Here is a 15,289-nt window from a genome sequence, read left to right as displayed (position 1 = left end):
GCCGGGTCCGACCCCGCCCCGATCCAGGAAGCAGCCGTGCACCGACCCTCCCTCCTCATCCTCTCCTTCTCCCGGATCGCCTCGGACGCCCGGCTGCTGAAGCAGATCGACCGCTTCTCCGGCGCGTACCGGGTGGTCACCTGCGGCTACGGCCCGGCGCCCGCCAGCGTCGACGAGCACCTGGAGGTCTCGCCCGAGGAGTCGCGGGCCGCAGTGCTCCTCCGGGCCGCTTGCATCCGTCTGCGCCTCTTCGGGCTCGCCTACCGTGTGACGCCCGCCGTGCGCGAGGGCCGGCGGCTGCTCCGGGGCCGCCGCTTCGACGCCGTGCTCGCGAACGACCTCGACACCGCCGGTCTGGCGCTCGCCGCAGCGCCGGGCGAGCGCGTGCACCTCGACCTGCACGAGTACTGGCCCGGCCGCCAGGATCAGCACCCGGAGTGGGTGCGCATCCGCCGGCCGTACTACCTCTGGCTGCTGCGCCGGTACGCGCGCCGCGCCCGCTCGGCCACGACGGTGAGCGACACGATCGCGCGTCGCTACCACGACGAGTTCGGCATCGAGGCCGGCGTCGTCACGAACGCCAGTCCGTATCGAGATCTCGAGCCGCATCCCGCCGCCTCGCCGCTCAGGCTCGTGCACTCGGGGGCCGCGCTCAAGAACCGCCGCCTCGAGAGCATCATGCGCGCGGTGGCCGAGAGCTCGCTCGACGCCGTACTCGACCTCTACCTGATGGGCGAGGGCACTCCGTACTACGACAGCCTCGCGCGACTCGCCGAGCAGTCGGGCGACCGGGTCCGTCTGCTGCCCCCGGTGCCGCACGATCAGCTGCTCACCACGCTGAACGGCTACGACGTGGGCATCCACGTGCTCCCGCCGACGAACACCAACAACGCGCTGGCGCTGCCGAACAAGTTCTTCGACTACGTGCAGGCGCGCCTCGCGCTGGTCATCGGCCCGACGGCGTCGATGGCCGAGCTGCTCGAAGAGCATCGTCTGGGCATCGTCACCGAGGACTTCGACGTGCCGGCGATCACCCGCGCGCTCGACGGCCTCACCGTCGAGGCCGTGCGCGGATACCAGCGCAACGCCGATGCGGCGGCGGCCGGCCTCTCAGCCGAGCGGCAGAATGAGGGATGGGCGCGTGCGATCGCCGCGATCGTCGGGGCAGCGGATCCGAGCGGGCTCGCCGGTGCGCCCGAGAAGGGAGCCGGCGCGCATGACTGACGGACGGCCCGTGATGATCTTCCACGTCGCCTATCGCCTGGATCCCGAGGCGAAGAGCGCCAGTGGGATCCGGCCGCTCAGGATGCGGCAGGCCTTCGAGGCCATCGGCTACCGGGTGATCGAGATCTCGGGCCGTCACCCGGAACGGCGCGAGCGGATCCAGCGGGTGCGCGAGCAGATCCGGAACGGGCTGCGGGTGGATTTCGTGTACTCGGAGAACGCGACGGCGCCCACCGGGCTCGGCGAGCCGGTCACCCCGGCGACCAGCCTCACGCGCGACATCCGGTTCCTGCGGTTCTGCCGCCGATCCGGCATCCCCGTGGGCCTCTTCTACCGCGACATCTACTGGAACTTCCCCATCTTCACCGAGGTGGTGCGGTGGCCGCTCTCCGCGATCCTGCGCATGCTCCACCGTCGGGATCTGCGCGGCTACCGCCGCGCGGGCATCGACATCTATCTCCCGTCGATGGAGATGGCCGAGTGGGTGCCCATCGTCGACCCGGCGCGCTTCCGCGAGCTGCCCCCCGGCTGCGAGATCCGGGATCCCGGGGTCGGGGACGAGGAAGCGGGATCGTCCGCGGCCGCCGCCCGGCCGGGGGAGGAGCGGCCCCGCGACAGCGGCCTCCAGCTGCTCTACGTGGGCGGTCTGGGCGACAACTACCGGCTGCACGAGAGCGTGCGCGCCATCGCGGGCCGCGAGGGCGTGTCGCTGACCATCTGCACGCGCGAGGCGGAGTGGCAGCGGCGCGAGCCCGAGTACCGGGAGCTGATGGCGCCCAACATCCGCGTCGTGCACCGCAGCGGCGAGGGGCTGCGCGAGCTCTACGACGCGGCGAACGCCTGCCTGATCGCGGTCGAACCGATCCTGTACTGGACCTTCGCGGTGCCGCTCAAGCTCTTCGAATACCTGGGGAACGGCAAGCCGGTGCTCGCCTCCGACGGCAGCTTCTCAGGGCGCTTCGTGCGCGAGCAGGGCGTCGGCTGGACGGTCCCGTACGGCAGCGCGGCGTTCGGCGAGCTCCTGGACCGCCTGGCCGCGGATCCCGCCGAGCGGCGGCGGGCGGCCGAGCGGGCGCGAGAGGTGCGCCACGAGCACACCTGGGAGGCGCGCGCCCGGCGGGTCGCCGCCGACTTGAGCGGCTCGTAGCCGGACGATCGGTCCGGCAGGCGCAGGCGCCAGACGGAGACGGTCGCGGCTCGCGACCCGCGCCGGCTCGCGAGGCACGCCTGTTCCGCCGGGCGTGGGTTCCGGCACCGGTCGATTCCGGCGGGCTCAGCGGGCGATGCGCTCCGCGATGGCCGCCACGGCCCGTTCTGCGGCGCGTCCGTCGCCGTAGGGAGCCGCGCTGGTGTCCTCGGGTCTCGGCCGCGTGAGCGCCGCGGTGATCTCGCCGGCGGTGTTGGCCAGCACGTTCCAGCCGAGCTCGATCGTCTCGACCCACTCCGTCTCGCGCCGCACGGTGGTGCACGGCACCCGCAGCAGGAAGGCCTCCTTCTGCAGGCCGCCCGAGTCCGTCACCACTCCGGCGCTGCCGAGGGCCGCCGCGATCAGCCCGGGGTAGGCGAGGGGATCCCGGGTCCGCAGCGCGCCGCCGTCCAGGTCGATGCCGTGCTCCGCGGCCTTCGCGCGCACGCGCGGGTGGGCGAGCAGCACGACCGGCTTGTCGGCGGCGGCGAGCGCCGCGACGACCTCGCGCAGCCGCGCGGGGTCGTCGGTGTTCTCGGCGCGATGGATCGTGGCGATGTAGTAGCCCTCGGCCGGGTCGACCCCGTGCAGCGGGTTCGCCGCACCGCTCTCGAGCACGGCGTCGCGCACCCGGAACAGCACGTCGGTCATCACGTCGCCCACCAGGACCGACCGGTCGGCGAGTCCCTCGGTCGCGAGATGCCCCATCGCCACCTCGGTGGGCGCCAGGCAGAGATCGGCGGCGTGGTCGGTGAGCACGCGGTTGTGCTCCTCCGGCATCGCGCGGTTGAAGGATCGGAGTCCCGCCTCGAGATGAGCCACCGGATAGTGCAGCTTCACCGCGCTCACCGCGGCGGCGAGCGTGGAGTTCGTGTCGCCGTAGACCAGCACGCAGTCGGGGGAGAAGCGCTCGAGCACCTCGTCCATCTGCGACAGGATCGCGCCGGTCTGCACGCCGTGGGTGCCGGACCCGACACCCAGGTGAGCGTCCGGCTGCGGGATCCCGAGATCCTCGAAGAAGACGTCGGAGAGCATCGGATCGTAGTGCTGTCCGGTGTGCACGATGACGTGCTCGTGCCCGGCCGCGGTGATCGCCCGGGCGACGGGGGAGAGCTTGACGAACTGGGGGCGTGCGCCGACGACGCTCATGATCCTCATGCACTCCATCCTAGAAGGCGGCGCACCGTCGGATTCGGCGCGGGATCGCAGCGCGCATCGATCGGCGCGCTCTAGCATGGGCGTATGCGAGTGCTCGCCGTCACCCCCTGGTTCCCGACCCCCTCGGCCCCGGGATCCGGGATCTTCAATCTGCGCGACGTCGAGCTGCTCGCGCGCGACCATCGGGTGGCCGTGCTGCACCTGCACGATCCCGCGCTGCCGGACGGCCCCGCGCAGTGGCGCACCGACGACGGCGTGACCGTGCACCGCGGCCTGTTCAGCAGTTCGCGCCCCGGCACCTGGCGCGCCGCGATCCGGGAGATCCGTCGGCACGCGGTCGGCGCGGACTTGGTGCACACGATGGCCTTCCCCGCGATCCTGCCGGTCGCGCTCGCGGGACCGCACCGCCCGTGGGTGCACACCGAGCACTGGTCGGGGCTGGTCGGCACGCCCGCCACGCTGCGCGCCCGCCTGGGCGGTGCCGTGCTGCGGCCGGGCCTGCGCCGCCCCGACGCGATGGTCGCGGTGGGCCGGCCCCTGGCCGATGCCGTCGACCGCTTCCGATCCGAGCCGACCGCCGTGATCGGCAACCGGGTGCGCCTCGCCCCGGCCGATGCGGCGGAGCGGGGGCAGCTGCCGCAGCGGCCCGAGGAGCGCGGCGACGGCCCGCTGCGGCTCGTGGGGGTCGGCAACCTGATCCCCTGGAAGGGTGTGCTGGAGACCATCGACGCGGTCGCCGAGCTGCGGAACCGCGGTGTCGACGCCCGGCTCGAGTGGGCCGGATCCGGACCCCTCGCCGATGAGGCGCGCTCGCACGCGACGGCGCTCGGGATCGCCGAGCGCGTCTCCCTCCTCGGCCACGTCGACCCCGAGGCGCTGCCCGAGACGCTGCGGCGAGCCCACCTGTTCGTGCTGCCCACCCGGGGTGAGACCTTCGGCGTCGCCGTGGCCGAGGCGCTCGGGCACGGGCTGCCGGTCGTCACGAGCGGGGAGGGCGGGCACCGGGCGTTCCTGCCTCCGGCGGCCTCGCGCGCGGTCGAGACGCGCAGCGGCACGGCGCTCGCCGCGGCGATCGCCGAGCTGGCCTCCGATCCCGAGCGCTGGACGCCCGATGAGATCGCCGGCTACGCCCGCGAGACCTTCTCCGAGGAGCGTCGCCGCGCCGACTACCGCGAGGTGTACGATCGCGCCGTGCAGCGCGCATCGAAACGGCAGCGGTAGACTCGCACGCGTGAAGATCGCAGTAGTCGCTACCGGAAAGATCGGCCTCCCCCTCGCCACGCAGTACGCGTCGATGGGGCACGAGGTGATCGGAGTCGATGTCAACCGGGCCCTCGTGGAGTGCATCAACCGCGGCGAGGAGCCGTTCCCCGGCGAGGCCGGGCTCGCCGAGAAGCTCGCCGAGCAGGTGCCGGCTGGCAAGCTGCGCGCCACCACCGAATACGCGGAGGCGATCCCCGGCGCCGACGCCGTGGTGCTCGTGGTGCCGCTGCTCGTCGACGAGGAGACCTGGCAGCCCGACTTCGGCTGGATGGACGCCGCCACCCGTTCGCTGGCCGAGCACCTGACCCCCGGCACCCTCGTCTCCTACGAGACCACGCTGCCCGTCGGCACGACCCGCGGGCGCTGGAAGCCGCTCATCGAGGAGGTCTCCGGTCTCGCCGAGGGCGAGGACTTCCACCTCGTGTTCTCGCCGGAGCGCGTGCTCACCGGTCGTGTCTACGAGGACCTGCGCAAGTACCCCAAGCTGGTGGGCGGCCTGAACGAGGCCGGCGCGCGCCGCGCGATCGAGTTCTACGAGTCCGTGCTCACCTTCGACGAGCGCGACGACCTGCCCCGCCCCAACGGGGTGTGGGACATGGGCACCGCGGAGGCGGCCGAGATGGCGAAGCTGGCCGAGACCACCTATCGCGACGTCAACATCGGCCTCGCGAACCAGTTCGCGCGCTACGCCGACACCGCCGGCATCGACGTGTACCGCGTCATCGAGGCCTGCAACTCGCAGCCGTTCAGCCACATCCATCGACCCGGCATCGCGGTCGGCGGCCACTGCATCCCCGTCTACCCGCGCCTGTACCTGTCGACCGATCCAGACGCCGACATCGTGCGCACCGCCCGCAACTACAACGCCACGATGCCCGGCTACGTGGTCGACCGCGTCGAGCAGGTCATCGGCGGCCTCGAGGGGCTGCGAGTCGCGGTGCTCGGCGCCTCGTACCGCGGAGGCGTGAAGGAGACCGCCGTCTCGGGCGTGTTCCCCACCGTCGAGGCGCTGACCGAGCGCGGCGCGACGGTGACCGTGCACGATCCCCTGTTCTCGGACGAGGAGCTGGCCGGATACGGCTTCGCGGCCCACCGGATCGGTGACGAGGCCGACGTGGTGATCCTGCAGGCCGATCACGCCGAGTACCTGCAGCTCGGCCCCGCCGACTTCCCGGGCATCCGGCTCTTCGCGGACGGACGCAACGCGACCGACCCCGCTCGCTGGGCCGGGGTGCCGCGCATCGTCATCGGCGCGGGCTCCTGAGCACGCGCACCGTCGGCGGAATCGAGAGAGGGAGGACCCCGTGGCAAACCCCAGAGTAGTGCTGTTCGGCGCCGGATCGATGGGCCGCAACCACGCGCGCATCATCGCGGCCTCCGCTCGCGCCGATCTGGTGGGGATCGTGGATCCCTTCGAGCAGAACGGCCGTGCGGCTGCGGAGCAGTACGGGGGCGAGTGGTATCCGGATGCGGAGGACGCGCTGAAGCGCGCCGACGCCGTCGTGGTGGCCGCGTCGACCGAGTACCACTACGGCATCGCGACGCAGGTGCTCGACGCGGGTCTGCCCGTGCTCATCGAGAAGCCGGTCTGCCCCTCGCTCGAGCAGACCGAGGAGATCCTGCTGACGGCGGAGCGGCGCGGGGTGCCGGTGCAGTGCGGGTTCCTCGAGCGCTACAACGCGGGTGTGGTCGCCGCCCAGGCGCTCATCGAGGATCCGGTCTACGTGCGCGCCGAGCGGCACTCGCCGCACTGGGCGCGCATCAAGACCGGCGTCGCCTGGGACGTGCTGGTGCACGACGCCGACCTGATCTCGCGCATCTTCGGGTCGCAGAGTCCCGAGAAGGTGCACGCCGAGCTCGGCTACTTCCACCCGCAGTCCGTCCCCGGGGCCGAGGACGTGATCGACGTGACACTGCGCTTCCCGGGCGACGGGATCGCCTCCGCCTCGGCGAGCAGGATCGGTCAGCGCAAGGTGCGCCGGCTCACGATCCAGTCGCTCGATTCGATGGTGGAGGTGGATCTGCTGCTGCGCAGCGTCACCAAGTACCGCCACACCAACATCGAGAGCACCGACGGCCGCGCCGGCTTCAAGCAGATGACCGAGATGGAGGTGCCCGAGGTGTCGGGGCTCGAGCCGCTCGCGGCGCAGTTCGAGCACTTCGTCGATCTCGTCGAGGGCCGCGTCGACATCGATGAGGAGCGCCGCAGCATCCTGCCGGCGCACCGCATCATCGCGGCGGCGCTCGCGCAGAGCTGAGTCCTCGCCGTCTCGCCGCCCGTCATCCTGCGCGAGCTTGCGAGTCGCAGGATCCATCCGCGGGATCCTGCGACTGCGCGCAGGATGACGGGGCCGCCTCGTCGTCAACCGGCGGTGGGTGCCTACGGCTCGGTGCGGTAGAACGTGAACGGGCGATCCGGGAGCGCACCCGTCTCGACCCGGGTCAGCGAGAAGATGCCGGGGGAGGCGAAGCCCAGCCAGTAGTCGGCGCCGTACGCGAAGGGGAGTTCGCCCGTCATCTCGGCGTCCGTGCACACCGGGTTCGGCTCCGACGGAGCCGGGCCGATGCGGAGCAGCCCCGGCGCGGGGGTGTACAGGAGCGTGGTCTCGTCGTCCGACGGCAGATCGATGCTGCGTGCATCGGGGTCGAGCCCCTCGAGACTCCAGGTGCCGGAGAACTCGCTGCAGCCCGCGGTCGCCCGCCAGACGCCGTCCGCGCCGAAGTCCACGAGGGTGAGCAGCATGTCGGAGGAGGGCCCCACCCAGCGGCCCGCGAGGGACACGCCTCCCGCCCGGCTGCGCTCGAGCACTGTCTCATCCCCGTCGGCATCGGTCAGGATCAGCGCGTCGTCGGCCGTGATCCGGGCGGCGGTCGCCGCCCACATCGCCTCGGGGAGGGGCTCGTTGTCGCAACCGATCGCGGTCATGAACCCGTCGTCGTCCGTCTCGAGCGCCCCCGTCTCATCGATGCGCCAGGTGCCGTCCGCGGTGTTGCAGCCGTCCGAGCCGAACCACATGCCGTACCCGGTCAGCTCGATGAACGCGTTCTGGTTGGCGGGCTCGGGGGCGTGCCAGCGGCCGAGGATCGCCTCCTCGAGCGGGAGCCCGGTCGGGACGGCATCGGGATCCCCGGTCCCGTCGCCGGGCTCCGCATCGCCGGGGGCTCCGGTCTCCTGCGGCACGGTGATCACCGGCGGGTGCGGCTCCTCGGTCTCGGCGAGCGGAGCGGTGAGCTGGTGCGCGACGAGCACCGCGCCGAAGGCGAGCACTCCCGCGCCCAGGATCCCGAGCGCGTGGCGGGCGGATGCGGGCATGTTCGTCCTCCTCGATCAGGGCCGCGGGTCACGGCACGACGATGACGGGCTCTCCCTCGTCGGCGCGACGCAGCTGCACGTGCTCCCACTGCTCGGAGTCGGGCTGCGTGACGAGGAGCGTCACTCGGTTCTGATCGGTGAACTCGAGACCCGTGGCGTCCGCGAGCAGGAGGGGGAGATTGACCGCGTCGAGATCCTCGCAGGCCATTCTCGTCATCCCCGAGAGGTCTCCGACGACGAGCCGCCCGAACGGCGGGAAGGAGATGTCCGACGCGACGGGGTCGGCACCGGCGGCGTCTGATCCCGCCGCGCTCAGCTCCCAGGAACCCGAAGCGGCGTTGCAGCCGTCCGACCCCTCCCAGCGCCCGTCGGCGGTGAACTCGACGTATGAGCCGCCCGTGCTCTCCTCCGGCACCCAGCGTCCCTGCAACGAGATGCCGCCGCGACGGGCCTGCACGAGTGCGGTCTGCTCACCGTCCTCGTTCGTGAGCAGCAGCTCCCCGTCGGGCGTGACCTCGGCGGATACCGCGTAGCGCACCGCCGTCGGAATCGGCTCGTTGTCGCAGGCGATCATCGTCATGGCCTCGGTGCCGTCGATGGTGAGCGTGCCGTCCTCGGCGGCGATCCACGAGCCGTTCAGCCCGTTGCAGCCGTCGGACGAGAACCAGAGCCCGTACTGCGTGAACTCGACGAAGGCGTCCTGGTTCGCGGGCTCGGGGGCCTGCCAGCGGCCGAGGATCGCCTGCTCGAGCAGCGCCTCGGAGGGGTCGGGCATGGGCGCCTCCCCGAGCTCGTCGTCGGCGTGATCGTCCACGGCGTCCTCCTGACCGGATTCGTGCACCGCCGGCTCCACGAGCGGAGCGGTGAGCTGATGGGAGGCGAAGACCGCCCCGAACGCGAGCACGCCCGCGCCGACCATGTAGAGCGAGTGAGTGAGAGTCGACATCGGGGCCTCCCTGCGATCGATGCTGATGCTCGCAGTCTAGGGGCTCCGCGGTTAGGCGTGCGTTAGGCGGACGCCGGCGGGGCCCGGGTCCCCCGGGTGCCGCGAGCCGCAGGATCCGCCGCTCCCGGTCATCCTGCGCGAGCTCGCGAGTCGCAGGGTCCATCCCGCGTGGGTCCGGCGACTGCGCGCAGACCGGCGGGCACTCCTCCGCGGGAGCGCGTCAGGAGTGGTCGGAGTGGGGTGTCAGTCCCCGCTCCACGAGGTCCACGAGCTCGGCCACGCGCAGGCTGTCGCGGCGCAGCTCGTCGAGGTCGGCCTCGAGACGCGAGATGCGCTCCCGCTCCGCCCGCAGCTCCTGCTCGAGGCGGTGGACGGTGGCGCCGTGCCGGTTGAAGACGCGGCGCACGCGGCCGAACGCGCGTCGAGGCAGGCTGCTCAGGTTCATGCGGTGCTCTCCTGTCGTGCTGCGGGGTCCGCCGGGCGGATGGTGCCCTCGCGGGCGCCCGGCGAGGCGAGGCGCACGATGGCGCCGGTGGGGTGTCGTCGAGGGTCCGACGGCGCGGGGGCCGCGGTTTCGCCGGCGTGCTCGGTCTCGGTGTCGGCGTCCAGCCCGAAGAACTCGAGCTCCAGGCCGAATCGCGCCGCCTCGTCGACCAGCTGAACCGTCTCGAGATGCCAGCCCGTCGGATCCTCGAAGCGCACCTCGGCGGCCGGTGCCGCGTGGAAGGTGAAGCGCGCGCCGCCGCCGCTGCGGAGCGCCATGCGCATGATCCTCCAGGCGTACACGCGGCCGTGATGGCCGAGCTGCTCCATGAGGTGATTGGCGACGACGTCGAAGGGCTCGGAGATGCCGCGGGCGCGGGGGAGGGCCAGGGCGTCCGCGCGATAGAGATTGAGGTGCGCGAATTCGGCGCGGGATCCCGCGGCCCGCTCCGCGGCCCGCTCCGCGGCCCGCAGCGCCTCCGCGGAGTAGTCCGCCCCCAGCACCCGTCGTGCGGGGCGCGCCTCCGCGAGGGCCCGGCTCAGCTCGCCGGCCCCGCACCCCAGATCGACGAGCACCGGGGCGTGCAGACGATCGGCCTGCGCCAGCAGCCAGTCGCGGCCCGCGGCCCAGCGCCGCTCCTCGGCCGTGCGAGTTCGATCCGCCGGGTTCTCCGCATCCGGCCCGGTGCCGTCCGCGCCGTCCGATCCCGCGCCGTCCGATCCCGTGCCGGCCTCCGCGCCGGGATCCGAACCGGCGGGCTCCGCCGCCTCCGCGCCGAAGAACTCGTCCCAGAACTCGCGCTGGAAGTTGAAGGAGCCGAACCAGTTGTCGAACCGCCGCCGGGTCTCGACCGGCGTCTCCAGCCGATATCCGGGAATGGGGGTGCGCCAGTTCTCGTCGTAGTTGATCGTGAGCCAGCGGTCGGTGTCGGCCGGGGCCGGGAAGTCGGTGCCGTCGATGGAGACGGATCCGAAGGGCAGCATCTGATCGCGCCGCATCTCGCCGCGCACGTGGAACGGCTGGTTGATGAGTCCGTCGGCGGTGAAGAACGCCGTGAAGACGTCGATGTAGTGCCGCACCGGCGCCGGTGCGGTACCGGCCCCGCCCGAGCGCGGCGATCCCTCGCCGGGTCGGGGCGCGGCGGCCCCTGCGGATCCCGATCCCTCGACCCACCCCTCGCGGAAGAGCAGCTGCATGTGCGTCGCGCTGTGCCGCTTGAGCTCGTAGCCGCGCGCCTGCAGCTCCCGGCCCACCCGGAACGCCTCCACGGCGACGTCGGCCGGGTTCGTGTGCTCGGAGAGGTACGCGATATCGGCGTCGTCGTCGTGGGGGAGGAGCGTGCCGTCGCGCACCGCTCCGAGCAGCGTGCCCCCGACGACGAAGGGGCGCAGACCGAGGTCCCGCAGCTGCTCGACGATCCGGGCCGAGCGCTCCACGATGAGGCCCCGCGTCTCGGCCCCCATCGCCTCGAGGGACACCCCCAGGCGACCCCACTTGTTGAGCACGAGGGGCGATCCGGCACCGTCGACCACGCGGGTGCGATGCTCCGAGGCGTCGAAGCGCACCTCGCGGGACTCGATCTCGGCGCCGCTGCCGGAGTCGTGCACGCTCACCAGCGCGCGGCCGGTGAGGTGGGGGCGCAGCGCCTCCGGCCAGTCCACCGCGAACGACTCGCCCATCGTCGCGTTCCGCACGTCGATCGACCAGATCCGCACCCCGTCGAAGCGGACGTCGACGGAGTCGGTGCCCTCGGGGAGCGCATCGACGGCGAGACGGTGAGGAGTGGTGTGCTGGTTCATGGTGAGCTGTGCCTGACGGTTCCCGCCAGTCTACCGGCGGCGTCGCGAGCACTCCGCCGGTGCGCCGAAGGGGACCCCGGCGACCCGTCATTCCGCGCGCAGCCGCAGGAGCCGGATCCCAGGCGTGGAGCAGGATCCTGCGTCTCGCCTGGCGCAGGATGACGGGGGAAGAGCCTGTCGGCGCATCCCCTAAGCTGGTGCGCATGGATCTTCTCGTCGTCGGATCAGGTTTCTTCGGGCTCACCATCGCCGAGCGCGCCGCGAGCGCGGGCAAGCGGGTCGTCGTGATCGACCGCCGCTCGCACATCGGCGGCAACGCCTACTCCGAGGCCGAGCCCGAGACCGGCATCGAGGTGCACCGCTACGGCGCGCACCTCTTCCACACCTCGAACGAGACGGTGTGGGAGTACGTGAACCGCTTCACGGAGTTCACGAGCTACGTGCACAAGGTGTACTCGAACTTCAAGGGCGAGGTGTACCCCCTGCCCATCAACCTGGGCACGATCAACCAGTTCTTCCGTGCGGCCTACGGGCCCGACGAGGCACGGGCGCTGATCGCGCAGCAGGCCGAGGAGTTCGACACCAGGTCGGCGAGGAACCTGGAGGAGAAGGGCATCTCGCTCATCGGGCGCCCCCTCTACGAGGCCTTCATCCGCGACTACACCTCGAAGCAGTGGCAGACCCCGACCACCGAGCTGCCCGCCGAGGTCATCTCGCGGCTGCCCGTGCGCTACACCTACGACAACCGCTACTTCAACGACACCCACGAGGGGCTGCCGGTCGACGGCTACACCGCGTGGCTCGAGCGGATGGCCGACCACCCGAACATCGAGGTGCGTCTCGACACCGACTTCTTCGACGAGTCGCAGCCGCTCAACAAGCGGGCGACGGTGGGCACGGTGCCCGTGGTCTACACGGGGCCGGTGGATCGCTACTTCGACTACTCCGAGGGGGAGCTCGGCTGGCGCACGCTCGACTTCGAGCAGGAGGTGCTGCCGACCGGCGACTTCCAGGGCACGAGCGTGATGAACTACGCGGGATCCGATGTGCCGTACACGCGCATCCACGAGTTCCGGCACTTCCACCCCGAGCGCGAGTACCCGGCCGACAAGACCGTGATCATGCGTGAATACTCCCGCTTCGCCACTCGCGATGACGAGCCGTACTACCCGGTGAACACGCCTGAGGATCGCGATCGCCTGCTGAAGTACCGCGAGCTCGCGGCGGCGGAGGACCGGGTGCTGTTCGGCGGCCGTCTGGGCACCTACCAGTACCTCGACATGCACATGGCCATCGGGTCTGCGCTGACGATGTACAACAACAAGCTCGCCGAGCTGCTCTGAGGCGTTGGCCCCTCGAACAGGCGGCGCGAGGGATGCCGAAAAGCGGAGTTCTTCAGATGTTGGTTTCAGGACTCGCACAGCTTCGTTTAAGCTGTTGTCGGTCCGCGTCGTCAGCGGACGTGAGGGGGAACCGTGCAATCCATTCTGAAACCCGCCGTGGGAGGCGCCCTGGCGCTCCTGCTCGTCCTGAGCGCGGCACCGGCCCAGGCCTTCGATCCGTCGACCGGCGACACCGACCCGGTGACCGCGGTCGAGGAGCAGGTCGACGGCGAGGAGACCTCGTCCGAGGAGCCGCAGGCGCCCGAGGAATCGGGGGAGGCGGGCGATCCCGCCGAGTCCGGTGATGCGGAAGCGCCCGCCGAGCCGGAGGACCCGGCCGAGCAGGACGAAGCGGCTTCCGAGACGCTCGAGGAAGGCGGGGAGGGCCCTGTCGAGGTCCCGGCCGATGAGCTGACCGAGGCGCCGAGCGAGCTCGAGGTGAGCGGCAAGCTGCTGTTCCTGCCGAACGAGCCCTCCGCCGATCTCACGGCCGAGCTGCACGAGCACGACGAGCACAGCGAGGCGGCGCACGAGGTGGCTCACGAGGCGGCGGAGCAGCTCGAGGGCGGCACCTGGTCGCTCGCGACCTCCGAGGGTGCGATCGTACCGGTCGACACCGCCGCTCTGGGCGGTGCGATCGACTCGAACGCCGCCTTCGTGGGCATCGCGGAGCTCGACGCCGAGACGCGGGCCGAGGTGCAGGCCGAGATCGAGGCCGAGGGCTCGCTGGCCGTCGCCGAGGCGCTCGACACCGTGGCCGAGGTGGCGGCGCGCAACGAGGCTCCGGCCCCGGTCGCCGGCGTCGCGGTGGCGCCCGAGGTGACCGCTGGAGCGCCCGCGAAGAAGCAGCACGTGGCGGATATCGTGATCGTGGGCGGTGCGGTCAGCAGGGCCAACGCCGAGAGCCTCGTGACGCAGTCGGGCACCTACTGGAAGGGCCAGACCAACGGAGCCGTCAACGGCATCAAGCTGGGGAGCTACAGCACCCTTCCGGCGTCGGCCGCGAACGCCTGCAACGCCGACGCGCTGTGGCAGAAGGCCGCCGCGAAGTTCGGCAAGAAGCCGGCCAACTACTACTCCGGCGGCCGGCACCTGGTGGTGTACGTGAGCCATGGCAACTGCGGCCCCGCCGGTCTCGGCCACGTGGGCAGCATCCACTCGGGCGGCACGGTGTGGGTCGATATCGCGGCTCGCGGCAGCGGCCGACCGGTGAGCGACATGAAGGCGGTCGTTGCCCACGAGATCGGGCACAACCTCAGCCTGGGGCACAGCCAGGTGCGCGAGTGCACCGGGTCGCGGGTCGACGCGAAGACCTCGATGCAGGGCGACTCGCAGACCGGTCTGCGCGTGGCGAAGCCGGTGAGCCCCTGCCGCGATCTCGAGTACGGCGACGCCTGGAGCATCATGGGCGTGTCCTACCCCGGGGTGACGCCCGCGCTCTCGATCGCGCAGAAGGCCGCGCTCGGCGTGCTGCCCTCCGGCAGCGTCAAGAGCGTGAACGCCTCCGGCGGCCGCTCGCAGACCATCACCATCAACCGGGCCGGCAACAACTCCGGCCTGCGCGGGCTCAAGGTCAACACCCAGAGCGGAGGCAGCTTCTACGTGGAGTTCCGAAGCGGGGGCGGCCAGGACGCCGGCACCGGTCTCAACGACGGCAACTACATCTCGTTCAACGACGGCCGGAAGACCCGCTTCGTCACCGGCGTGCAGGTGGTCAAGAGCTACCCGAAGGCCCAGGCGCTGTGGAGCGACGGCGTGTGGCGCCCGTTCGACTACAAGCGGTCGACGGTCGTCCCGTTCCGCAGCGGATCGGCGTTCTACTCGTCGGGCAAGACCGGGCAGTCGACGACCCCGGTGAGCAGCAACGCCCGGGTCACGGTGGTGTCCACCTCCGGCACGCAGGCCAAGGTGCGCATCAGCTACACCCCGTTCATCGACGTGCCCTACGATCACAAGTTCGGCAAGGAGATCAACTGGATGAGTTCGGCCGGGCTCTCCACGGGCATCAAGGCCGGCAAGAACCTTGCGAAGTACGCGCCCAAGAGCAACGTCACCCGTGAGGCGATGGCGGCGTTCATGTTCCGGATGCAGGCTCCGAAGGGCTACAAAGCTCCGAAGACCTCGCCGTTCTCCGACGTGAAGCCCGGGCAGAAGTTCTACAAGGAGATCACCTGGATGTACAAGTCCGGGCTGTCGACCGGTGTGAAGCAGAAGTCGGGCAAGCCGAAGTTCATGCCGAAGAGCAGCGTGACGCGTGAGGCGATGGCGGCGTTCATCTACCGCTTGAAGAACGCGACCTACAAGGGAGCGAAGACGTCGCCGTTCGCCGACGTGAAGCGCGGCCAGAAGTTCTACAAGGAGATCACCTGGATGTACAAGGAAGGCCTCTCGACCGGCATCAAGCAGAAGTCGGGCAAACCGAAGTACATGCCGAAGAGCAGCGTGACGCGCGAGGCGATGGCGGCGTTCATCTACCGCCTGAAGCACTGACGTTCGCGCGCTGATCCTCGCGCGCTGACGTCCTCGGCCAGGGG

12 protein-coding genes are annotated in these 15,289 nt (G+C 71.2%); 7 read left to right on the top strand and 5 right to left on the bottom strand.

The window, feature by feature from the left end; all coding sequences use genetic code 11:
• Nucleotides 1-36 precede the first annotated feature (36 nt).
• The gene (locus ACWKZU_RS15610; protein ID WP_449283253.1) at nucleotides 37-1,224 is read left to right on the top strand and encodes a glycosyltransferase; all 1,188 of its coding nucleotides are present in this window, start codon (nucleotides 37-39) and stop codon (nucleotides 1,222-1,224) included.
• The gene (locus ACWKZU_RS15605; protein WP_449283252.1) at nucleotides 1,217-2,371 is read left to right on the top strand and encodes a glycosyltransferase family protein; all 1,155 of its coding nucleotides are present in this window, start codon (nucleotides 1,217-1,219) and stop codon (nucleotides 2,369-2,371) included. The genes ACWKZU_RS15610 and ACWKZU_RS15605 overlap by 8 nt, the downstream gene beginning before the upstream one ends.
• Nucleotides 2,372-2,497: 126 nt before the next feature.
• Here the strand turns inward: ACWKZU_RS15605 and wecB are convergent, their stop codons facing one another.
• The gene (gene wecB / locus ACWKZU_RS15600; RefSeq protein ID WP_449283251.1) at nucleotides 2,498-3,568 is read right to left on the bottom strand and encodes a non-hydrolyzing UDP-N-acetylglucosamine 2-epimerase; all 1,071 of its coding nucleotides are present in this window, start codon (nucleotides 3,566-3,568) and stop codon (nucleotides 2,498-2,500) included.
• A gap of 84 nt (nucleotides 3,569-3,652) precedes the next feature.
• Between wecB and ACWKZU_RS15595 the strand changes: the two genes are divergently transcribed.
• From ACWKZU_RS15595 to ACWKZU_RS15585, 3 genes are read left to right on the top strand one after another with little or no spacing between them, the layout of a single operon-like run.
• The gene (locus ACWKZU_RS15595; protein ID WP_449283250.1) at nucleotides 3,653-4,789 is read left to right on the top strand and encodes a glycosyltransferase family 4 protein; all 1,137 of its coding nucleotides are present in this window, start codon (nucleotides 3,653-3,655) and stop codon (nucleotides 4,787-4,789) included.
• A 10-nt stretch (nucleotides 4,790-4,799) separates the two neighbouring features.
• Nucleotides 4,800-6,095: a nucleotide sugar dehydrogenase gene (locus ACWKZU_RS15590; RefSeq protein ID WP_449283249.1), complete on the top strand. Its 1,296-nt coding sequence runs from the start codon at nucleotides 4,800-4,802 to the stop codon at nucleotides 6,093-6,095.
• A 40-nt stretch (nucleotides 6,096-6,135) separates the two neighbouring features.
• Nucleotides 6,136-7,089: a Gfo/Idh/MocA family protein gene (locus ACWKZU_RS15585; protein WP_449283248.1), complete on the top strand. Its 954-nt coding sequence runs from the start codon at nucleotides 6,136-6,138 to the stop codon at nucleotides 7,087-7,089.
• Between the two features lie 122 nt (nucleotides 7,090-7,211).
• Here the strand turns inward: ACWKZU_RS15585 and ACWKZU_RS15580 are convergent, their stop codons facing one another.
• The 4 genes from ACWKZU_RS15580 to ACWKZU_RS15565 form a co-directional block, all read right to left on the bottom strand.
• Entirely contained in the window at nucleotides 7,212-8,144 is a 933-nt protein-coding gene (locus ACWKZU_RS15580; protein WP_449283247.1) for a hypothetical protein, read from the bottom strand.
• Between the two features lie 28 nt (nucleotides 8,145-8,172).
• A complete protein-coding gene (locus ACWKZU_RS15575; protein WP_449283246.1) occupies nucleotides 8,173-9,090 on the bottom strand; it encodes an META domain-containing protein in 918 nt (305 codons plus the stop codon).
• Nucleotides 9,091-9,310: 220 nt separating this feature from the next.
• Nucleotides 9,311-9,535 (bottom strand): DUF6752 domain-containing protein, encoded by a 225-nt coding sequence (locus tag ACWKZU_RS15570; protein ID WP_449283245.1) that lies wholly within the window; start codon nucleotides 9,533-9,535, stop codon nucleotides 9,311-9,313.
• Nucleotides 9,532-11,373 (bottom strand): methyltransferase domain-containing protein, encoded by a 1,842-nt coding sequence (locus tag ACWKZU_RS15565; RefSeq protein WP_449283244.1) that lies wholly within the window; start codon nucleotides 11,371-11,373, stop codon nucleotides 9,532-9,534. The genes ACWKZU_RS15570 and ACWKZU_RS15565 overlap by 4 nt, the downstream gene beginning before the upstream one ends.
• A 203-nt stretch (nucleotides 11,374-11,576) precedes the next feature.
• On the opposite strand from ACWKZU_RS15565, the gene glf reads away from it, so the two are divergent.
• Both glf and ACWKZU_RS15555 read left to right on the top strand, forming a co-directional pair.
• Nucleotides 11,577-12,716: a UDP-galactopyranose mutase gene (glf, locus tag ACWKZU_RS15560; RefSeq protein ID WP_449283243.1), complete on the top strand. Its 1,140-nt coding sequence runs from the start codon at nucleotides 11,577-11,579 to the stop codon at nucleotides 12,714-12,716.
• Between the two features lie 132 nt (nucleotides 12,717-12,848).
• On the top strand, nucleotides 12,849-15,245 hold the full coding sequence (locus ACWKZU_RS15555) for an S-layer homology domain-containing protein (protein ID WP_449283242.1): 2,397 nt from the start codon (nucleotides 12,849-12,851) through the stop codon (nucleotides 15,243-15,245).
• The last annotated feature ends 44 nt before the right edge of the window (nucleotides 15,246-15,289 follow it).

The organism is Leucobacter sp., assembly GCF_053528595.1.
This window is presented reverse-complemented; position numbering and strand designations above follow the sequence as displayed.

Coding starts and splice junctions, on each gene's coding strand:
- ACWKZU_RS15605 (WP_449283252.1), top strand. CDS start 1,217: ATGACTGACGGACGGCCCGTGATGATCTTCCACGTCGCCTATCGCCTG.
- wecB (WP_449283251.1), bottom strand. CDS start 3,568: ATGAGGATCATGAGCGTCGTCGGCGCACGCCCCCAGTTCGTCAAGCTC.
- ACWKZU_RS15595 (WP_449283250.1), top strand. CDS start 3,653: ATGCGAGTGCTCGCCGTCACCCCCTGGTTCCCGACCCCCTCGGCCCCG.
- ACWKZU_RS15580 (WP_449283247.1), bottom strand. CDS start 8,144: ATGCCCGCATCCGCCCGCCACGCGCTCGGGATCCTGGGCGCGGGAGTG.
- ACWKZU_RS15575 (WP_449283246.1), bottom strand. CDS start 9,090: ATGTCGACTCTCACTCACTCGCTCTACATGGTCGGCGCGGGCGTGCTC.
- ACWKZU_RS15570 (WP_449283245.1), bottom strand. CDS start 9,535: ATGAACCTGAGCAGCCTGCCTCGACGCGCGTTCGGCCGCGTGCGCCGC.
- ACWKZU_RS15565 (WP_449283244.1), bottom strand. CDS start 11,373: ATGAACCAGCACACCACTCCTCACCGTCTCGCCGTCGATGCGCTCCCC.
- glf (WP_449283243.1), top strand. CDS start 11,577: ATGGATCTTCTCGTCGTCGGATCAGGTTTCTTCGGGCTCACCATCGCC.